This window comes from Devosia sediminis (genome assembly GCF_016411825.1).
Lineage (GTDB): Bacteria > Pseudomonadota > Alphaproteobacteria > Rhizobiales > Devosiaceae > Devosia > Devosia sediminis.
Map to the genome: position 1 here is coordinate 1,082,123 of NZ_JAEKMH010000001.1, position 17,844 is coordinate 1,099,966.

The 17,844-nt window shown below is 63.3% G+C and carries 21 protein-coding genes, 1 tRNA gene and 1 riboswitch; of the genes, 16 read left to right on the forward strand and 6 right to left on the reverse strand.

Features of this window, described 5'->3' with window-relative positions; all coding sequences use genetic code 11:
• Window positions 1-23 precede the first annotated feature (23 nt).
• Window positions 24-206: riboswitch (cobalamin riboswitch) on the reverse strand.
• A gap of 154 nt (window positions 207-360) precedes the next feature.
• A complete protein-coding gene (gyrA, locus tag JEQ47_RS05670) occupies window positions 361-3,126 on the forward strand; it encodes a DNA gyrase subunit A (RefSeq protein ID WP_328768272.1) in 2,766 nt (921 codons plus the stop codon).
• Between the two features lie 34 nt (window positions 3,127-3,160).
• Here gyrA and JEQ47_RS21255 read toward each other — a convergent pair whose 3' ends face one another.
• Window positions 3,161-3,778: a DUF2441 domain-containing protein gene (locus JEQ47_RS21255; RefSeq protein ID WP_503489107.1), complete on the reverse strand. Its 618-nt coding sequence runs from the start codon at window positions 3,776-3,778 to the stop codon at window positions 3,161-3,163.
• Here JEQ47_RS21255 and JEQ47_RS05675 point away from each other — a divergent pair.
• The 11 genes from JEQ47_RS05675 to JEQ47_RS05725 all read left to right on the forward strand — a co-directional run bounded on the left by JEQ47_RS05675 (window position 3,756) and on the right by JEQ47_RS05725 (window position 10,950).
• Window positions 3,756-4,376, forward strand: coding sequence for a LysE family translocator (locus JEQ47_RS05675; RefSeq protein ID WP_328768274.1), 621 nt, complete (start codon window positions 3,756-3,758; stop codon window positions 4,374-4,376). The genes JEQ47_RS21255 and JEQ47_RS05675 overlap by 23 nt on opposite strands.
• Window positions 4,377-4,420: 44 nt before the next feature.
• A complete protein-coding gene (locus JEQ47_RS05680) occupies window positions 4,421-4,807 on the forward strand; it encodes a tautomerase family protein (RefSeq protein WP_198875388.1) in 387 nt (128 codons plus the stop codon).
• Window positions 4,797-6,014 (forward strand): MFS transporter, encoded by a 1,218-nt coding sequence (locus JEQ47_RS05685; protein ID WP_198875389.1) that lies wholly within the window; start codon window positions 4,797-4,799, stop codon window positions 6,012-6,014. The genes JEQ47_RS05680 and JEQ47_RS05685 overlap by 11 nt, the downstream gene beginning before the upstream one ends.
• 35 nt (window positions 6,015-6,049) lie before the next feature.
• On the forward strand, window positions 6,050-6,544 hold the full coding sequence (gene coaD / locus JEQ47_RS05690) for a pantetheine-phosphate adenylyltransferase (protein WP_198875390.1): 495 nt from the start codon (window positions 6,050-6,052) through the stop codon (window positions 6,542-6,544).
• Complete coding sequence (locus tag JEQ47_RS05695) at window positions 6,541-7,125, forward strand: peptidylprolyl isomerase (RefSeq protein ID WP_198875391.1); 585 nt, start codon at window positions 6,541-6,543, stop codon at window positions 7,123-7,125. The genes coaD and JEQ47_RS05695 overlap by 4 nt, the downstream gene beginning before the upstream one ends.
• Before the next feature lie 194 nt (window positions 7,126-7,319).
• The gene (locus JEQ47_RS05700; protein WP_198875392.1) at window positions 7,320-7,829 is read left to right on the forward strand and encodes a peptidylprolyl isomerase; all 510 of its coding nucleotides are present in this window, start codon (window positions 7,320-7,322) and stop codon (window positions 7,827-7,829) included.
• A 106-nt stretch (window positions 7,830-7,935) separates the two neighbouring features.
• A complete protein-coding gene (locus tag JEQ47_RS05705) occupies window positions 7,936-8,208 on the forward strand; it encodes a hypothetical protein (protein WP_198875393.1) in 273 nt (90 codons plus the stop codon).
• Window positions 8,209-8,631 (forward strand): hypothetical protein, encoded by a 423-nt coding sequence (locus JEQ47_RS05710; RefSeq protein WP_198875394.1) that lies wholly within the window; start codon window positions 8,209-8,211, stop codon window positions 8,629-8,631. It abuts the gene before it with no gap.
• A 102-nt stretch (window positions 8,632-8,733) separates the two neighbouring features.
• Window positions 8,734-9,183, forward strand: a complete 450-nt coding sequence (locus JEQ47_RS05715) for a DMT family transporter (RefSeq protein WP_198875395.1) — start codon at window positions 8,734-8,736, stop codon at window positions 9,181-9,183.
• A 58-nt stretch (window positions 9,184-9,241) separates the two neighbouring features.
• A complete protein-coding gene (gene queA, locus JEQ47_RS05720) occupies window positions 9,242-10,321 on the forward strand; it encodes a tRNA preQ1(34) S-adenosylmethionine ribosyltransferase-isomerase QueA (protein ID WP_198875396.1) in 1,080 nt (359 codons plus the stop codon).
• Window positions 10,318-10,950, forward strand: coding sequence for an exopolysaccharide biosynthesis protein (locus JEQ47_RS05725; protein WP_198875397.1), 633 nt, complete (start codon window positions 10,318-10,320; stop codon window positions 10,948-10,950). Before queA ends, JEQ47_RS05725 begins: the two co-directional genes overlap by 4 nt.
• Here JEQ47_RS05725 and JEQ47_RS05730 read toward each other — a convergent pair.
• Window positions 10,947-11,378: a hypothetical protein gene (locus tag JEQ47_RS05730; RefSeq protein ID WP_198875398.1), complete on the reverse strand. Its 432-nt coding sequence runs from the start codon at window positions 11,376-11,378 to the stop codon at window positions 10,947-10,949. The two genes, JEQ47_RS05725 and JEQ47_RS05730, sit on opposite strands and share 4 nt — an antisense overlap.
• 144 nt (window positions 11,379-11,522) lie before the next feature.
• Between JEQ47_RS05730 and JEQ47_RS05735 the strand changes: the two genes are divergently transcribed.
• The 4 genes from JEQ47_RS05735 to map all read left to right on the forward strand — a co-directional run bounded on the left by JEQ47_RS05735 (window position 11,523) and on the right by map (window position 15,983).
• Window positions 11,523-12,314 (forward strand): mechanosensitive ion channel family protein, encoded by a 792-nt coding sequence (locus JEQ47_RS05735; protein WP_198875399.1) that lies wholly within the window; start codon window positions 11,523-11,525, stop codon window positions 12,312-12,314.
• Between the two features lie 55 nt (window positions 12,315-12,369).
• Entirely contained in the window at window positions 12,370-13,497 is a 1,128-nt protein-coding gene (gene tgt / locus JEQ47_RS05740) for a tRNA guanosine(34) transglycosylase Tgt (protein WP_198875400.1), read from the forward strand.
• 86 nt (window positions 13,498-13,583) lie between these two features.
• On the forward strand, window positions 13,584-15,224 hold the full coding sequence (gene pgi, locus JEQ47_RS05745) for a glucose-6-phosphate isomerase (RefSeq protein ID WP_198875401.1): 1,641 nt from the start codon (window positions 13,584-13,586) through the stop codon (window positions 15,222-15,224).
• Between the two features lie 3 nt (window positions 15,225-15,227).
• On the forward strand, window positions 15,228-15,983 hold the full coding sequence (gene map, locus JEQ47_RS05750) for a type I methionyl aminopeptidase (protein ID WP_198875402.1): 756 nt from the start codon (window positions 15,228-15,230) through the stop codon (window positions 15,981-15,983).
• On the opposite strand, the gene JEQ47_RS05755 is transcribed toward map, so the two are convergent.
• The 4 genes from JEQ47_RS05755 to JEQ47_RS05770 form a co-directional block, all read right to left on the reverse strand.
• The gene (locus JEQ47_RS05755) at window positions 15,980-16,507 is read right to left on the reverse strand and encodes a hypothetical protein (RefSeq protein ID WP_198875403.1); all 528 of its coding nucleotides are present in this window, start codon (window positions 16,505-16,507) and stop codon (window positions 15,980-15,982) included. The two genes, map and JEQ47_RS05755, sit on opposite strands and share 4 nt — an antisense overlap.
• 51 nt (window positions 16,508-16,558) lie before the next feature.
• Window positions 16,559-16,732 carry a hypothetical protein gene (locus JEQ47_RS05760; protein ID WP_198875404.1) on the reverse strand — a complete coding sequence of 58 codons (174 nt, stop codon included), beginning with the start codon at window positions 16,730-16,732 and terminating at the stop codon, window positions 16,559-16,561.
• A 78-nt stretch (window positions 16,733-16,810) separates the two neighbouring features.
• A tRNA-Lys gene (locus JEQ47_RS05765) sits at window positions 16,811-16,885 on the reverse strand.
• A 58-nt stretch (window positions 16,886-16,943) separates the two neighbouring features.
• Window positions 16,944-17,738: a coiled-coil domain-containing protein gene (locus JEQ47_RS05770; protein ID WP_198875405.1), complete on the reverse strand. Its 795-nt coding sequence runs from the start codon at window positions 17,736-17,738 to the stop codon at window positions 16,944-16,946.
• Between the last annotated feature and the right edge of the window lie 106 nt (window positions 17,739-17,844).

The following is a 17,844-nucleotide window of genomic DNA, read 5'->3' on the forward strand; positions in this document are numbered from 1 at the left end:
CCGATCCACCCGATCAGCGCGAAGTGAGTGTCAATTCCAGGGTAGGTCTCCTGGCTTGCGGATCGAACCGGGTGTCCGCCTTCCCAGCCGCAAGGGCCAGTGGACTGTTGAACACCCGTCTCCGCCGACAGTTGCGGGGGCAGCTCCGGACTTGAGACCGGATTCCCTGTTATCCCCTCGCGGGGACCCTGGACAACTTACCATCGGCAATCGGGCAGGAGGTGTCAACATGAGATATAAAGAATTCTTTATATCTACGTCCGGGCGGCGTCTCTCCACAGCTCAAACGGCCCGGAAATTGGCAATCCGGCGCGGAATCGCCTATCTAACGGACAACTGGAACCAACGTAGAATCACAACGTGACAGATACGCCCGAAGATGTGAGCGGCGGCAGCCTTCCGCCCTCCGACATCGCCCCGATCTACATCACCGATGAAATGCGCAAGAGCTATCTCGATTACGCCATGAGCGTGATCGTGAGCCGCGCGCTTCCGGATGTGCGGGATGGCCTCAAGCCGGTGCACCGGCGCATCCTGTTCTCGATGAGCGAGAACGGCTACGAATACAACAAGCCCTTCCGCAAATCGGCCCGTGTGGTCGGCGACGTGATCGGTAAGTATCACCCGCATGGCGACAGCGCCGTCTACATGGCCTTGGTGCGCATGGCCCAGGATTTTTCCATGGGCGAAATGCTGGCCGAGGGCCAGGGCAATTTCGGTTCGGTGGACGGCGATATGCCGGCGGCCATGCGATATACCGAAGTGCGCATGCAGAAGATCACGAATTCCCTGCTCGATGACCTCGACAAGGACACAGTGGATTTCCGCGACAACTACGACGGCTCGGAACGCGAGCCGACCGTATTGCCGGCGCGCTTCCCCAACATGCTGGTCAATGGCGGCGGCGGCATTGCCGTGGGCATGGCCACCAATATCCCGACGCACAACCTGGCCGAGACGATCAATGCCGCCCTGGCTGTGCTCGACAATCCGTCGATCACGACCGAAGAGCTGCTGGAACACCTGCCGGGTCCGGATTTTCCGACCGGCGGCATCATTCTCGGTCGTGCGGGCATCCGCCAGGCCTATGAGACGGGCCGCGGCTCGATCATCGTGCGCGGGCGCTCGACCATCGAGGAAGTGCGTAAGGAACGCGAAGCCATTGTCATCACCGAGATTCCGTATCAGGTGAACAAGGCAACGATGGTGGAGCGTATTGCCGAGTTGGTGCGCGAAAAGCGGATCGAAGGCGTGGCAGACCTCCGGGACGAATCCAGCCGCGAAGGCATGCGCGTGGTGGTCGAGGTGAAGCGCGATGCGCTGCCCGATGTCGTGCTCAACCAGCTCTACCGGTTCACGGCGCTGCAAAGCTCGTTCGGCTGCAATTTCGTGGCGCTCAATGGCGGCAAGCCGGAGCTGATGAATCTCAAGCAGATTCTGGACGCCTTCATCGCCTTCCGCGAGGAAGTGGTGACCCGGCGCGCCCGTTTCCTGCTCAACAAGGCCCGCGACCGCGCCCATATCCTGGTTGGTCTGGCCGTCGCCGTGGCCAATATCGATGAAGTCATCGCGCTGATCCGCACCGCGCCCGATCCGGCGACGGCGCGCGAGCAGTTGATGACCCGCCGCTGGCCGGCCGCCGATGTGGAGCCGCTGATCCGGCTGATCGACGATCCACGCCACAGGATCAACGAGGATGGCACGTTCAACCTTTCGGAAGAGCAGGCCCGCGCCATTCTCGAACTGCGCCTGGCGCGCCTGACCGCGCTCGGCCGCGACGAAATCGGCGACGAACTCAACGGCCTGGGCACGGAAATCGAGGATTATCTAGATATCCTCAGGAGCCGCGAACGCGTGCGCACCATCATCCGCGAGGAGCTGGTGGAGATCCGCGAGCAGTTCGGTTCGCCGCGTCGCACCGAGATCAGCGATCACGTCGCCGATTTCGATGACGAGGACCTGATCGCCCGCGAGGACATGGTCGTGACCGTGAGCCACGCCGGCTACATCAAGCGCGTGCCTCTCTCGGCCTATCGGGCGCAGAACCGCGGCGGCAAAGGTCGCACGGGGATGTCGACGCGCGAGGAAGATTTCGTGGCGCGGCTCTTCGTGGCCAATACGCATACGCCGGTGCTGTTCTTCACCAGCCGCGGCATTGCCTACAAGCTCAAGGTCTGGCGGCTTCCCCTGTCCGCGGCCAACGCCAAAGGCAAGGCGCTGATCAATATCCTGCCGCTCGAACAGGGCGAACGCATCACCTCGATCATGCCGCTGCCTGAGGACGAAACCTCCTGGGGCAATCTCGACATCATGTTCGCCACGACGCGCGGCACGGTGCGCCGCAACTCGCTGGCCGACTTCGTGGAAGTGCGCCAGAACGGCAAGATCGCCATGAAGCTGGACGAGGGCGACGAGATCGTCGGGGTCGAGACCTGCACGACCAGCAATGACGTGCTGATGACCACTGCGCTGGGCCAGGCCATCCGCTTCCGCGTCGACGATGTCCGTCTGTTCAAGGGCCGCGATTCAATGGGCGTGCGCGGCATCCAGCTTGCCGACAAGGACGTGGTCATCTCGATGGCCATCATCAACCACGCGGACGCCACGGCGGAAGAACGGGCCGCCTATCTCAAGATGAGCCGCGCCCTGCGTGGCGAAGAGGAGGGCGAAGATGCCGCCTCGGACGAGGGCGAAGTGGTGGCCGGTGCGCTGCCGCAGGATCGCTATGCGCTGATGAGCGCGACCGAGCAATTCATCCTGACCATTTCCGAGAACGGGTATGGCAAGCGGACGTCGAGCCACGAGTACCGGATCACCGGTCGCGGCGGCAAGGGTATCGTGGCCATGGCGGTCAACAAGCGCAACGGCAACCTGGTGGCCAGCTTCCCGGTGGAAGAGGAAGACCAGATCATGCTGATCAGCGATGGCGGCCAGACCATCCGCCTGCCTGTCGGCGGCGACAAGCCGATCGGCATCAAGGGTCGCTCGACCCAGGGCGTCATCGTGTTCGACACGGCCGAGGACGAGAAGGTGGTTTCGGTGGAGCGCATCAGCGAACCGGAAGGCGAGGAGGGGAATCTCCCCGAGGCGCCTGAGGCGGCACCGGATGGGCCGGCCGAGGAATAGGAAAGGGGCGCTTCGGCGCCCTTTTTTGTTCCCTTCAAATTGGGGATACGTCCTTAATGACTGTCACGCTCCCACCTACTAGCAACTCCACCATTCCGCTCGGTTCACGGGTCCAATAATCCAACGCCCAATCGGACATGTAGTCGACATAAGCCTCAGTTCGGCCTGATGTCGAAATAGAGTCGAAGTTTGCGCGGAAAATTGTTGTGCCAACTGATGTGGACTTCACGAAGTACACACGACCGCTGCCACCACGGAAGCGCGCGCGAAACATAAGCGCGTCCTCGAGCGTCTCGCAGGCGAAGACACTTTCGAGCCTGGACGGAACGTGGGGAGCCACGGCTTTCCGGGCCGTCTCTAGTGCCAGTTCAATTAATAACTCTGTGAACGCAGGTTCTTGAGGGTACGGTCCACCAGGTCGGAACCGTCGATATTGTTGTCCGAAATTGCCAGGGTGAATGATGTCGCCGATATTGTGCGGAGTTAAGCTAACTCTGAACATCACCTGCCACCCTCTGGCTCCTACGGTGCACCGATATTGCCGAGGATTCATCTTGCCGCCCAGAAAGAATTCTCGCCTTGTTTTTTCCGGCAGCCGGTGGCTTGCTCGCTCCAGGAGGAGTCTCGCCGTGTTCGACCTCAACGTTCTCATCCCCTATCTCGGGGCATGTTTCCTGCTGGCCATCGTGCCGGGGCCGACGGTGACTGTCATTGTCGCCAATTCGCTGGCGCGGGGGACCGGGGCGGGGCTGGCCATCGTGGCGGGAACGCAGGCCGGGTTCCTGGTGATGACGCTGGTCGTGGCGCTGGGCATGCAGGCGCTGGTGGCGTTCATGGGTGCGGCATTCGACTGGATCAAGCTTGTCGGAGCCGCCTACCTCATCTGGCTCGGCTTCAAGATGTTGCGCAGCGATGGCGATCTCGGCGCGGTGGAGGCCGAGCGCGGCAAGTCCAACATGCGGACGGCGCTGGAGGGATTCCTGGTCATTCTCTCCAATCCGAAGGCGCTGATCTTTCTCGGGGCCTTCCTGCCGCAGTTCGTCGACGTCAGCCAGCCGACCTTTCCGCAGGTCATGGTGCTGGGCCTCTTCTTCATGCTGGTGGCCGGATCGACCGACGCAATCTATGCACTGGTGGCGGGTCGGGCGCGCGGACTGCTCAGCGCCGCGCGCGTGCGAATGGTGTCGCGGCTTTCGGGCGTCATCCTGATGTTTGGTGGGGTGTGGCTGGCATTGCAGAAACGGGCCTGACAACTCCGATCCGGCTTCACTTTCACGATCAAGGATTTCCTCCAATGCCTTCTACCAGAATCGAAACCCGCCGCGGCTGGCTCGGCGACCGGCGTCGCGACTTCGTCGAGGCGGTGCAGGCTGCTCTCGTCGAGGGCATCCTCATTCCCGAGCAGGACCGCTGCGTGCGGCTGCTGGAATTTGACGAGGATGCCATCATCACCTCGCCACACGCGGGCCTGCGCTATACGGTCATCGAGATCAGCCTGTTTACCGGTCGCAGCATCGACGCCAAGCGGCGTCTCTACGCAGCCATGACTCGGAAACTGGCGCCTTTCGGACTGGAACCACATGAGATCAAGCTGATCCTCCACGAAGTACCCCGCGAAAACTGGGGCCTGCGTGGCCTGCCGGCCAGCGAAATCGAGCTGGGGTTCAGGGTTGACGTCTGACGCGGCAGCGCCAAGCTACAAGGCTTTATTGGGGCTCAAACCGGCGCGTCGCCTGGCGCTGGCAAGCGTACCCGCAGACTTCTCCGACTGGCTCGATTATGCGGCTGTCATCGCACTGGTGGTGTTCGCCTGGGGCGAGGGGCCCTATGTGATGGCGCTGCTGGCGCTGGCCCTGAGCCTGCCATACGTCGTAGTCGGGCCGTTCCTGGCCGTTATCGTCGACCATGCTCCGATCCGCACCGTGCTGGTGATCAGCAATCTCGGACGCGGCCTTGCGACGCTGGCCTTCGCCTTTGTCGACCAGACTTTCGTGCTGCTGGCGCTGGTCTTTTTGCGGGGTTGCATCGACTCGGCTTTCACGCCGGCGCGACAGGCCGCGATCCAGGCGACGACGCCTGAGGCGCTGCGCGGCCATGCGAACGGGTTGCACCAGGCCATCAACCAGACCTCGAAGATCGCCGGCCCGGCTATCGGCGGCCTGCTGCTGGCCGTATGGCAGCCACAGCAGGTGTTTCTGTTCAACGCGGTGCTTTCGGGCGTGGCCATGCTGTTGGCGGCGACGGTGATCGTGCCAACGAGACCGGTTTCCGATGCGCCAAAGGGCAAGTTTCTCACCGAGTCGCTCAAGGGCATCGCGGAATTCCGGCGCAGCACGAAGCTGCTGATTGCGCTGATCTTTTCGTCCTGTGCCTATTTCGCCTTCTTTCTCTATGACGCGTTGATCGCGCTGCTGGCGGACGGGTTCGGATTTGATGCCACCGTGTTCGGCTTTTCCATTGCCGCTTCGGGCTTTGGTGGGCTGATCGGGGCGCTGGTGGCGGGGCGGGTAGCTGAGAGGCGGCCGATCCTCACCATGTCGCTGGCGGCCATGGTGTCCGGGACGACGACGGCGCTGCTGGCTAGTGCTGCGCTTTTGGGCTGGCCGGTGCAGGTCGCCGCGTTCCTCCTGGTGCTCGGTTTCATGGGTGGGGCGACAGCGTTCATGCTGGTGCCGTATCGGACCATCGTGCAACGCGAGGCGCCGCCGGACCGGATCGCGCGTGTCTTTGCGACCGGCGAGGCCGTCATCGTCGGCTCGATGCTGTCGGCGCCGCTGATCGGCAGCGTGATCGCCAGCCAGTGGGGAACACCCGCGGCCTTTCTGGCGGGTGGCGTGATGCTGGTGCTGCTGGGGGTGGTCACGCTTGCCTCGGTGCTGCGACCATGACAAAACCGCAGTAAAGACAACAGGGAAGGGCGGAGATGAACGGTCTGGTTGGGTTCTATCCCGGGTCATTCGATCCATTGACCAACGGGCACCTGGACGTGATCGAACGGGCCTGCAAGCTGGTCGATACGCTGGTGGTTGCCGTGGGCATCAGCGCCACCAAGAAGAATCCGCTTTTTACCCACGAAGACCGCGTCGCCATCCTCGAACAGGTGCTGCCGCCGATCGGCACACGAACCAACACGACGTTCAAGATCGTCGATTTTTCCGGGCTGATGGTGAATGCGGCGCGCGACAATGGCGCCAAGCTGATCATCCGCGGCCTGCGCGACACTACGGACTACAATTACGAAATGCAGATGGTGGGGATGAACGCCCAGATGGCGCCCGACCTGCAGACCGTTTTCCTGCCCTCGAGCCCGCCGGTGCGGCATATCTCGGCCACATTGGTGCGCCAGATCGCTGAGATGGGTGGGGATATTTCCGCCTTCGTTCCTCCAATCGTCCTCAAGGCACTCAAGTCCAAATGACCAAGCTTTTCCGCACTGCCGTCGCCGCCCTGTCGCTGGGCGTGGCCCTCGTTGCCGCTCCGGCTTTTGCCCAATCGGGCGCGCCGCACCTGATCCTGACGCTCGAGGACGGCGTGGTGGACATCGAACTGCTGCCCGATCTCGCCCCCAAGCACGTGGAGCGTATCGTGGCGCTGACCGAGGCAGGTGAATATGACGGCGTGGTGTTCCACCGCGTGATCGATGGCTTCATGGCGCAGACCGGCGACGTGGCCAACGGCGATTCCGACGATGCCGGCTACAACCTGCAAATGGCCGGCACTGGCGGCTCGGACCTGCCGGATGTGGAAGCCGAGTTCAACTCGGAGAGCTTCCAGCGCGGGATCGTGGGCGCGGCGCGCTCGCAGGACCCGAACTCGTTCAACTCGCAGTTCTTCATCACCTTCGCCGATGCCAGTTTCCTCGACGGCCAGTACACGGTGTTCGGCAAGGTCGTTTCCGGCATGGAAGCCGTCGATGCGCTGGAAAAGGGCCCGCAGGACCAGAATGGCGCCGTGGCCAATCCGGACAAGATCGTTTCGGCTGTGATTGAGTATAAGTAAGCTTGTCACACACGCTGTGCCGCCCTCGGGCTTGACCCGAGGCCACTATCCACCGCGCCAATGTGCCCGCTGAAACTGGCCCTCGGGTTAAGCCCGAGGACGGAATGGCGGTCGTTTAGGGATCGTGTTCGCCTTGCGCACCGCGCGCAATGGAATTACATCCCGGCCACACTCTGAAACGAAAGAGACTTTCCATGGCTTATGCAGATCCGGAAAACACGCTGATCGTCGAGACCACCAAGGGCACGTTCGTTATTGCCATGAAGCCCGACGTGGCGCCCGGCCATGTCGAGCACATCAAGAAGCTGGCTCGCGAAGGCGCCTATGACGGCGTGGTGTTCCACCGCGTGATCGAGGGCTTCATGGCCCAGACCGGCGACGTCAAGTTCGGCAATTCCAACCTGACCGAATTCAATCCACGCATGGCCGGCACCGGCGGCTCGAAGTATCCGAACCTCAAGCAGGAATTCAACGCCGAACCGCACAAGCGCGGCACGGCCTCGATGGCTCGCGCCCAGGACCCGAACAGCGCCAATTCGCAGTTCTTCATCTGCTTTGCCGATGCGCCCTTCCTCAACCGGCAGTATACTGTCTGGGGTGAAGTCATCGAAGGCATGGAAAATGTCGATCAGATCAAGCGCGGTGAGCCGGTCGTCGATCCGGACAAGATGGTTTCCGTCAAGGTCGCGGCCGACGTCGCGTAAGCTCGGCGGGGCGGCACTCGTCGCCATATCCATGGCTCTCGCTTCGCCCGTTGTGGCAAGCGGGGGCCTTTTTTGTGAGGGCGATGGCGGATCGATCGACATCGCCATGGGACGCCTTGTCGTGCTGCAGGTGCTTGGCGCCTCAGCCGAGATCGACGGCAAGACCTACTCGACGGGACCGGAGCGCGGCGAGGGCACGCCCTTCACGGTCGGCCAGGCATTTGCCGAGGGCGACCACGTGATGGTGGATTTCGTGGACCCCAATTTCGAGGACATCCTCGTCAGCCTGCGCGCGATCTGGAACAAGGAAACCGAGACCTATGCCGGTGTCCTCAGCACCCCGACCGCCAATGTCGGCGTCACCTGCATGGAGGGCTGAATGCGCCCCGTCCTGATCGGATTTGTCGTCGTGGCTGGCATGGCTGCCGCCCCGGCGACGGCGCTCGACACGGTGCGCTGCGCGGATGCGGATGGGGAAATCACCTTCACCTATGTGACCGGTCCGGCGCTGGTGCAGCCGGTGCTTGGCGTCGAGATGCAGATGACCGATGATTTCGGCATTTCCACCGATCCTGACCATCCCGACCACGACGGCGAATATGTCTCGCGCGGCTTTATCGGCGAGGATGTCGAGGGCGGGGATGTGTCCTGGAGGGATGAGGATGGGCGGGAACACCTGGCCATGAGTTTCCGTATCGGCCGCGTTTATGAGGCGCAGCGGGCACAGGTCGGCGGCGTGGTGGCCGTGGCGGGTGGCGGGCTCTGGACGGTGACCTGCACGTCGAGCGACCTCGGCATGTAGCAAGACCGGGTTGACGGGGCAGGGGCCAGCTTGTCTGGTCGGGGCCTCAAGCGGACCTGCCAAACTGAGTCCGCCCCTCACATCAGGTCTTTGATTTTGAAAATGGATACAGTTCTCTGGGCGCTCATGGGCGTCATCGCCGGTGCCTGCATCGCTGCACAGGCGCCGATCAATGCGAGCCTCGGCAAGGCGCTGGAAGTGCCGGTCGCGGCAGCGGCGGTTTCGTTCCTGGCCGGTGGCGTGGTGCTCTGGGCGCTGGCCTTCATCTTCAGCCATCTCAGCCAGACGCCGATCAATTTCGGCGCGCCGGCGCCCTGGACCTTCGTGGCCGGCGGATTGCTGGGGGCATTCTATGTGTTTTCCAACATCACGCTCACGCCGATCATGGGTGCGGCGGCGGTGATGGCGCTGTCGGTGACCGGGCAACTGGTGGGCGGCCTTTTCCTCGACAAGATCGGCTTTATGGGCATGGCGGTACGCGAAATCTCCATGGGGCGGATCGCCGGGGCGGGGCTGCTGGTGATCGGCGCGGTGATGATCCGGGTGCTCTAGCAACCCGGAGCGGATTGCCGACGTTTGCGCGAAGCCAAAGCCATGCTAACGAGCCGCCATGCGCGTATCTGAATTCGACTTCGACCTGCCCGAGAGCCACATCGCCCTGCATCCCGCGGAGCCGCGCGACAGCGCGCGGCTGTTGGTGGTGCGTCCGGGCGAGCCCCTCGCCGACCAGCATATTCCCGATCTCAAGACCTTGCTGCGGCCCGGAGATGTGCTGGTGGTCAACGACACGCGGGTGCTTCCGGCCGAACTCAAGGGCGTGCGGGTGCGTGGCGAGGTGCGCGCCAATGTGTCGTTCAATCTGCACAAAAGGGTCGACGCGCATACCTGGCGGGCCTTTGCGCGGCCGGCCAAGAAGCTGGCGCTGCTGGACCGGCTTGAGCTGGGCAATGGCGAAGCCGAACCGCTGGTCGCGCGGATTGCCGGCAAGGGCGAAACCGGCGAAGTGACGCTGGAATTCGAGCTGGGCGGGGCACAGCTCGACGAAGCCATCAAGTCGCACGGGGCCATGCCGCTGCCGCCCTATATCGGGGCCAAGCGAGGAGTGGAGGAGCGCGACAAGGTCGACTACCAGACCGTCTATGCGGCCGAAGACGGCGCGGTGGCGGCGCCGACGGCGGGCCTGCACTTTACCGAAAAGCTGCTGCAGGACCTTTCCGACATGGGCGTCACCATGGAGCGAGTGACCCTGCATGTGGGGGCCGGGACCTTCTTGCCGATGAAGGCCGACGATACCGACGACCACGTGATGCATTCGGAATGGGGCGAAATCGACCAGGCAACGGTGGAGCGCATCAATGCGCGGCGTCGAGCCGGCGGGCGGGTCATTGCGGTGGGTACGACCAGCCTGAGGCTGCTCGAGACTGCGTCGCGCGCGACCGGCGAACTCAAACCCTTCGTGGGCGACACGGACATATTCATTACGCCCGGCTTTCACTTCCGCACGGTGGACGTGCTGATGACCAACTTCCATCTGCCCAAATCGACCCTCTTCATGCTGGTCAGCGCCTTTTCGGGACTGGAGCAGATGAAGCGCGCCTATGCGCATGCCATCGCCTATGGCTACCGGTTCTATTCCTATGGCGACAGCTCGCTGCTGCACCGCGCGCCGCATCCCGAGGATGACGTGTGAACCGGCGCGGCGCGCCGATCACACGCTACACCCACCGCATAGCGTCTGCCCTCCGCCGCGCCGCGGAGGAGGACCAGTCGCATATGACGCTGACCCGGCTCGTGGACGTGCTGGGGGCGCGCGCCCATCGCGTGCTGCTGCTCGTCGTGTCGCTGTTCAACATGATCCCCGGACCGCCGGGATATGGCGGCACAATAGCCTTCACCACCTGTGCCATTGCCGTCGCCATGCTGATGGACCGGCCGATCCGGTTTCCCGGGATCATTGGCAGGCGAAAGCTACCGCTCGACCTGATGATCAAGGCCAGCGACAAGATTGTGCAGGTCGCGGCGATCCTTGCCCGTTTCTCGCGGCCGCGGCTGCGCTGGCTGACCGCAGCGGCGGCGAACACGCCCTACGGAATGCTGGTGATCGCGGTGAGCCTAGTCATGGCGCTGCCGGTGCCCTTCATCAATGCCATCCCCAATGTTGGCCTCTGCATCATCGCCTTTTCCATGCTGAACCGCGACGGCGTCGGGGTAATCGTGGGCCTCGTGGCGACGGCGATCGGCCTCGTGATCGCCGCCGCGATCCTGTTCGGGGCGTTCCACCTGGGGACTGCGGCGCTTGGCATGGTCCGCCAGGCCTAGAGGCCGGCCGCGTCGTGGCTCAGGGTGCCACTGAAGCCGCAGGCGGCGCCATGATAGGGCAGGCAGCCCTCTTTTTCTTCGACTGTCAGGGTGCCATCGGCGTTGAAGGTCAATGCGATCTCGCAGACTTTCGCATTGACCGGAGAGGGTTCGGCCGCGCTGTCATACTCCTCATTCTCCACGGACAGGATGCCGCCGTCGCTGGTCAGGTCGAGTTCGCCTTCCACGCCGCCGGCGCATCCGCCACCCTGATCGGAGATCGGCACGACGGTTTCGAGCGCGGCACTGTAGGTATCTCCCTCGATGTGGGTCAGGTCGAGCGTGATGTCGCCTTCGCCCTGGCCCGACCAGAGGCCCTCATGATCCTGCGCCATGGCGGGTGCGGCAAGAACGGCAAAGGCGGCGAGCGCCAGGATACGACGGGACATCGGGGACTCCTCTCGTTGGGTTTGCAGGACCATGGGGTCGGCAAACCTTGACCTTTTTATGGACCGCACTGCTGACAGGCTCCACCGTCGTGCAACCAATCCCAAGGCGATGGCTTACTCAGGTGTATCGCATGGGAGAAAGCCTTGACTGATAATGCCATTTTCGGAGTTTCGACCGCCTGGCTGCTGGCCACCGCATGGTCGGTGCTGGTCGCCTTGATCGTGCTGGCCGTGGGCTGGTTGATCGCGCGCTATGTGTCGCGAGCCGTGTCCACTTTCATTGCCACTCGGGTCAAGGACAGCGCCATCATCGCGCCACTGGTCGGCCAGGTCGTGCGCTATGGCGTCCTGGTCGTGGCCATCATCGTGGTCTTGGGCCAGTTCGGCGTGCAGACCGCTTCGATCCTCGCCGTGCTCGGCGCAGCCGGCCTTGCCATCGCGCTGGCGCTGCAGGGAACGCTCTCCAATATCGCCGCTGGCATCATGCTGCTGTTCCTCCGGCCCTTCGACAAGGGCGACTACATCGACGCCGACGGGATCGTCGGCACTGTGGTGGAAGTCGGTCTCTTTGCCACGCAGATGCGAACCATCGATGGGGTGTTTCTGCTGGCGCCCAATTCGAAGCTCTCCAACGCCAAGATCATCAACTACAGCCGTGAGCCGGACCGTTATGTCGAGGTCAAGTTCAACGTGCCGCGCAATGCGAACCTGGACCTGGTGCGCGCAGAACTGAATGGGGCTATGCGGACCGACTATTCGGATCCGCAGGCGAAATCCGAAGTGCTGGTCGATACGCTGGGCGATTCCACGCTGACGCTGGTGGCGCGGGTGCCGGTGCGCAGCCAGGACTGGTGGCGAGCCCGATCCGAGGTGCAGGAGCGGGTAAAAAACGTGCTCGATAGCAACAACAATTTCGCCAAGCCGGCACAGACCTGACCGGGGCGCGGGCTCTGCATTGTCGTGGGCACGACAATTGGCTAGAACCCGCGCCATGAAACAGGTCACCTTCTCCCTCCTGGCTACCGACGGCATGGCCCGTCGCGGCCGCATCGACACGCCGCGCGGCGAGATCAACACGCCAGCCTTCATGCCTGTCGGGACCGCCGGCACCGTCAAGGCGATGTATCCCGAGCAGGTGCGCGAGACCGGCGCCGATATCCTGCTCGGCAACACCTACCATTTGATGCTGCGGCCGGGTGCCGAGCGGGTGGCCTCGCTGGGCGGGCTCCATGATTTCATGGACTGGCAGCGGCCGATCCTGACCGATAGCGGCGGCTTCCAGGTGATGTCGCTGGCCAAGCTCCGGAAACTCACCGAGAAGGGCGTGACCTTCAAGTCGCATATCGACGGCTCGAGCTATGAGCTGACGCCGGAGCGTTCGATCGAAATCCAGACATTGCTCGACAGCGACATCATCATGCAGCTCGACGAGTGCATCGCCCTGCCGGCAGAGCGCAAGGAAATGGAACGGGCCATGGAACTGTCGATCCGCTGGGCGGACCGCTCCAAGACCGCGTTCAACAACCAGCAGAACCGGGCCTTGTTCGGCATCGTGCAGGGTGGCGACGACGCCGAACTGCGCCGGCGCTCGGCGGACGGGCTCAAAAGCATCGGCTTTGATGGTTATTCGATCGGCGGCCTTGCGGTGGGCGAGCCGCAGGAGGTGATGTTCCGGGTGCTTTCCGACATCACCCCGGAACTGCCGACCGACAAGCCGCGCTACCTGATGGGCGTGGGCAAGCCGGACGACATCCTGGGCGGGATCGAGCGCGGCGTCGATATGTTCGACTGCGTGCATCCGACGCGTGCCGGGCGGCACGGCCATGCCTATACGCGCTTCGGCGTGATCAACCTCAAGAATGCCCGGCACAAGGACGATCACCGGCCGCTGGACGAGGCCTCGCCCAACCCCAATTGCAGGCGCTGGAGCCGGGCCTATCTGCACCATCTGGTTCGCACTGAAGAGATTTTGGGCGCCATGGTGCTATCGCAGATCAACCTGGCCTATTATCAGGAACTGACTGCGGGAACGCGGGCGGCGATCGAGGCCGGGCGGCTGAGTGATTTCGCGGCGGAAACGCGGGCGGCATGGGCTGCCGGCGACCTGCCGGTGCTTTGAGCGAGCAGAAATAACGGAGGTTCCCGCTTTCGCGGGAATGATGCGGTGGGTAGAAATCTATCCGCGCAAATGCATGGGACAAGCGAATGGCCAAGGGCGAACGGGGCGATGTGCTCAATCCACTGATGAAGCAGCGCAAGCGGCTTGATGACCTGACGATGCGGGAGATGTTCGCGCTCGACCCGAACCGCTTCCAGCGCTTCTCCGCGACCGGAGCCGACATCCTCCTCGACTATTCCAAGAACCGCATCGACGAAGACGCCATGGCGGCACTGTTCGAACTGGCGCGCGCGGCCGGCGTAGAGGAGCGTCGCAGCCAGATGTGCGAGGGCGAGCACATCAACATCACCGAAGACCGCGCCGTCATGCACATGGCGCTGCGCTACCAGGGCGACAAGCCGGTGGAGGTCGACGGCAAGGATGTCATGCCTGACGTGCGCGGCGTGCTCAAAGCCATCGAAGCCTATACCAATGCCATCCGGTCGGGCGAAATCCGCGGCCATGGCGGCGGGCAGTTCACCGATGTGGTCAATATCGGCATCGGCGGCTCGGATCTCGGTCCGGCCATGGTGACACTGGCGCTGGAGCCCTATACCCGCGCCGATCTGCGCGCGCATTACGTGTCCAATGTCGATGGCGCGCATATCCACGATGTGCTGAAGCGGCTCGATCCAAAGAAGACGCTGTTCATCGTCGCCTCGAAGACCTTCACGACCGACGAGACCATGACCAACGCCAATTCGGCGCGGGACTGGATTGCCGATACGCTGGGCGAAGACGCGGTGCCGAACCACTTCGCGGCGGTGTCGACCAATATCCCTGCCTGCGCAAAGTTCGGCATCCGCGAGGATCGCATCTTCGGCTTCTGGGACTGGGTGGGCGGTCGTTATTCGGTGTGGTCTGCCATCGGCCTGCCCATCGCGCTGGCCGTGGGCTACGACAATTTCGCGAAGTTTTTGGCCGGCGCCGATGCCATGGACCGGCATTTCCTCGAAACACCGCTGGAGCGCAACCTGCCGGTGATCATGGCGCTGATCGGCGTCTGGTATCGCAATGCATGGGGGTTCTCGACCCATGCGGTGTTGCCGTATGACCAGCGTCTTTCCCGCTTTGCCGCCTATCTGCAGCAGCAGGACATGGAATCGAACGGAAAGTCGGTGACGCTGTCGGGCAAGAAGGTGGACTGGCCGACCGGGCCGATCGTCTGGGGCGAGCCGGGGACCAATGGCCAGCACGCCTTCTACCAGCTCATCCACCAGGGCACCGATGTGATCCCCTGCGACTTCCTGATTGCGGCGCGGCCGCATGAAAACCTGCCGCCGCACCATGACAAGCTGGTGGCCAATGTCCTGGCGCAATCAGAAGCGCTGATGCTGGGCAAGACCAAGGACGAGGTCGTGGCCGAGCTCAAGGCGCAGGGCCTCGACAAGGACCAGATCAAGGCGCTGGCACCGCATAAGGTGTTCCCGGGCAATCGCCCCAGCAATACGCTGTTCTACAAGCAGCTGACGCCGGAAGTGCTGGGCTCGCTGATCGCGCTCTACGAGCACAAGGTGTTCGTGCAGGGCGTGATCTGGAACGTCAATTCCTACGATCAGTGGGGCGTGGAATTGGGCAAGCAGCTCGCCAAGGCGCTGCTGCCCAAGGTGAAGGGCGAGCAGAGCGGCGAGGGGCACGACGCATCGACGCAGGGCCTGCTCGGCTACTATCTCGCCAACAAGGGCTGACGTTTGATTATTACCACTGACGAGCAGCTCGAGAAGCTCAAGACCATCGGGCGCATCTGCGCCCAGGCCCGAGAACTGATGGCCGACGCCATGCGTCCGGGCATGACGACACTGGAACTGGATGAGATCGGCGCGAAATTCCTGGCTCAACACGGCGCGATTTCGGCGCCGGTGCTGACCTATGACTTTCCGGGCGCCACCTGCATTTCCGTCAACGAGGAAATCGCGCACGGTATCCCGGGTGACCGGGTGCTGAAGGAAGGCGACCTCGTCAATATCGATGTGTCCGCGGAGCTCAATGGCGTCTTCGCCGATTGCGGCGCGTCCTACATTCTGGGCAAGGGCGACAGGCGGCTGGAAGCGCTGTGCCGGGACGGAAAGAAGGCCATGTGGGCCGGCATCAATGCGGTCAAGGCCGGGGCGCCGCTGGCCGATATCGGCGCGGCCATCGGCAAGGTCGCCAAGAAGGGCGGCTATACGCTGATCCGGAACCTCGCGAGCCATGGCGTGGGCGACAGCCTGCACGATGATCCAGGTGAAATCCCGACATGGCCGGACCGGTCGGAACGGCGGAAGATCCAGAACGGCCTCGTCTTCACCATCGAGCCATTCCTGTCGCTGGGCGGGCAGATGGCCGAGCAGATGTATGAGGACGACGAATGGACGCTGACTGCCGAACCGCTGGCCCCAACCGTGCAGTATGAGCACACCGTGGTGGCAACGCCGCGCGGCGCGGTTGTGGTGACGCTGGCGGGCTAGAGCCACACCAGCAGCAGCGGGCCGAGGATGATGAGGCCGACGCCGACGGCGAAGCGCAGGTTGCCGAGGCGTCGCAGGGCCGGGACGCTGAGAAGCGTCGAAAGCACCAGGAAGCCGATCAGGCCGATGATAGCGGGCAGCAGCGGATTGAGGTTCAGCGCCGTGTTTTCGGTGAGCTGGAGGTAGATCATGTGACCACCGGCAAAGCCGAGCAGGGCCATGATCACAACGGTGACGGCCTTGGCGGTGATCAGCAGGGCCATGTCGATCGTGGTGCTGGTGAGCAGCAGGGCGATGCCCGATGCGGTGACATGGACGGCGGCGAGGGTGGCGAAAACTCCGGTCCCCACCAAAAGGGGCACGAGCTCGGGCGGCGCATTGAGCGGCAGCGAGCCGACCATGGGCAGATTGGCGCCATATTGCGCCAGCAGCAGGATGGAATAGAGCATGACCAGGGTGCTGCCGGCGAAGACCAGCAGCGTCACGGCCAGGACCTTCAAGAGGTCGGTGGTTTCCGAAGACATCTATACCCCCAATGCATTCGCCTTGCCGATATTACGGCATGGCACTGATTCTCAAACGCGATTGCGACGGGGATTGGCGCTGAGGCGGGTTTGCGTGGCCGGCTGTCCGGGACGGACGAGACGGGCTATGCGGATCGGCTTGCGGAATTCCTCGGACAATTCGCCCGCATCGGCGCGGTAGTCGAGTTCGGCATAGGGATCGGGATCGACAAAGGTCTGGGTCATGGCGGGAGCGGTGCAAAAGCCTTGGGGCAATGTGCCCGGCCAATGGGGCAGTGTCACGACACACGGGAGGAGAGAGAGTGGTACGCCGGGTGGGGTTCGAACCCACGACCATTCGATTAAAAGTCGAATGCTCTACCACTGAGCTACCGGCGCCTAGGGGGATGGCGCGGAAAATAGCCAGACTTGCCCCCGAGTCAACCGTAATTGGACACTATTGCCCAGTGGTCAGCGGGGTTCCCGAATAGGGCATGGGAATGCAGGCGATCGAGACGCGCTCGAAGCGCTGGCAGAGGGCCCGGGCCTCGGACAGATCGGCAATGGGTCCGACGACAATGCGCTTGTCGTCGCCATTGGCTTCGTCGACGACCAGCGGCGCGAGGCCGAACAGCAGGGGGCCGAGCTTCAGCGTCAAATCGCTCCAGAGCGCTCCGGTTTCCTCGAAAGGCACGGCGGCGCCGACGGCGATGCCATAGGCGCTTTCGTTGGGCGCGACCATGGCGACCTGGGGCGCCACGATTTCGGGCAGCGGCTGATCGGCCGGCTCGCTGGTTGCGGCCTGCGGCAGGTTGGACTGACGCACGGCCACGGAGCCGCCATCGGCATCGAAGGTCAGGGTTTCATTGGCGCCGATGGAGGAGGTAAAGGTCGAGCGGTCGACGAGGGCGCCATCGGGCATGGTCTCGAGCAGGCGCGGCACGCTGACCTCGAGCGCGCCGACCCGGCGGGTGACCTCGTTGCTGGAGCGCTCCTGCATGGTGAAGCGGGTGACCAGCAATTCGTTCTCGCGCTTGAGCCGCGTGGTTTCCTCACGCAGATCGGCAACCTGGAGGCGAAGCGTCTCGATCGAGGCGCCGGCGACGCGCGGCTGATGCAGGCCGCCAAGGATGCTCTGGGGCACGAGCAGGGAGATATTGGACCCGAACACGGCGAGGGCCACACAGACCAGCGCGACAATGCCCCAGACGGTGACGTCCGATTGCCGGAACTGTTCGGATGCTTTAGCCAAAGTAAAACCTCTGGAACCCCCGAATCGCCGGGTGTATCGGGGCAAGAGTGGTCCCTTTGTTATTGGTTCGCCAACTCCTGGCTGCCATAAAACTGTGTAAATGCCG

Bases quoted from the DNA above. Each gene is read 5' to 3' on its own strand.
- tgt (WP_198875400.1), top strand. From the start codon at position 12,370: ATGAAACAGGTCACCTTCTCCCTCCTGGCTACCGACGGCATGGCCCGT.
- JEQ47_RS05705 (WP_198875393.1), top strand. From the start codon at position 7,936: ATGGGACGCCTTGTCGTGCTGCAGGTGCTTGGCGCCTCAGCCGAGATC.
- JEQ47_RS05680 (WP_198875388.1), top strand. From the start codon at position 4,421: ATGCCTTCTACCAGAATCGAAACCCGCCGCGGCTGGCTCGGCGACCGG.
- JEQ47_RS05700 (WP_198875392.1), top strand. From the start codon at position 7,320: ATGGCTTATGCAGATCCGGAAAACACGCTGATCGTCGAGACCACCAAG.
- JEQ47_RS05715 (WP_198875395.1), top strand. From the start codon at position 8,734: ATGGATACAGTTCTCTGGGCGCTCATGGGCGTCATCGCCGGTGCCTGC.
- pgi (WP_198875401.1), top strand. From the start codon at position 13,584: ATGGCCAAGGGCGAACGGGGCGATGTGCTCAATCCACTGATGAAGCAG.
- queA (WP_198875396.1), top strand. From the start codon at position 9,242: ATGCGCGTATCTGAATTCGACTTCGACCTGCCCGAGAGCCACATCGCC.
- JEQ47_RS21255 (WP_503489107.1), bottom strand. From the start codon at position 3,778: ATGAGAACGTTGAGGTCGAACACGGCGAGACTCCTCCTGGAGCGAGCA.
- JEQ47_RS05730 (WP_198875398.1), bottom strand. From the start codon at position 11,378: ATGTCCCGTCGTATCCTGGCGCTCGCCGCCTTTGCCGTTCTTGCCGCA.
- JEQ47_RS05710 (WP_198875394.1), top strand. From the start codon at position 8,209: ATGCGCCCCGTCCTGATCGGATTTGTCGTCGTGGCTGGCATGGCTGCC.
- coaD (WP_198875390.1), top strand. From the start codon at position 6,050: ATGAACGGTCTGGTTGGGTTCTATCCCGGGTCATTCGATCCATTGACC.
- JEQ47_RS05695 (WP_198875391.1), top strand. From the start codon at position 6,541: ATGACCAAGCTTTTCCGCACTGCCGTCGCCGCCCTGTCGCTGGGCGTG.
- JEQ47_RS05760 (WP_198875404.1), bottom strand. From the start codon at position 16,732: ATGACCCAGACCTTTGTCGATCCCGATCCCTATGCCGAACTCGACTAC.
- JEQ47_RS05755 (WP_198875403.1), bottom strand. From the start codon at position 16,507: ATGTCTTCGGAAACCACCGACCTCTTGAAGGTCCTGGCCGTGACGCTG.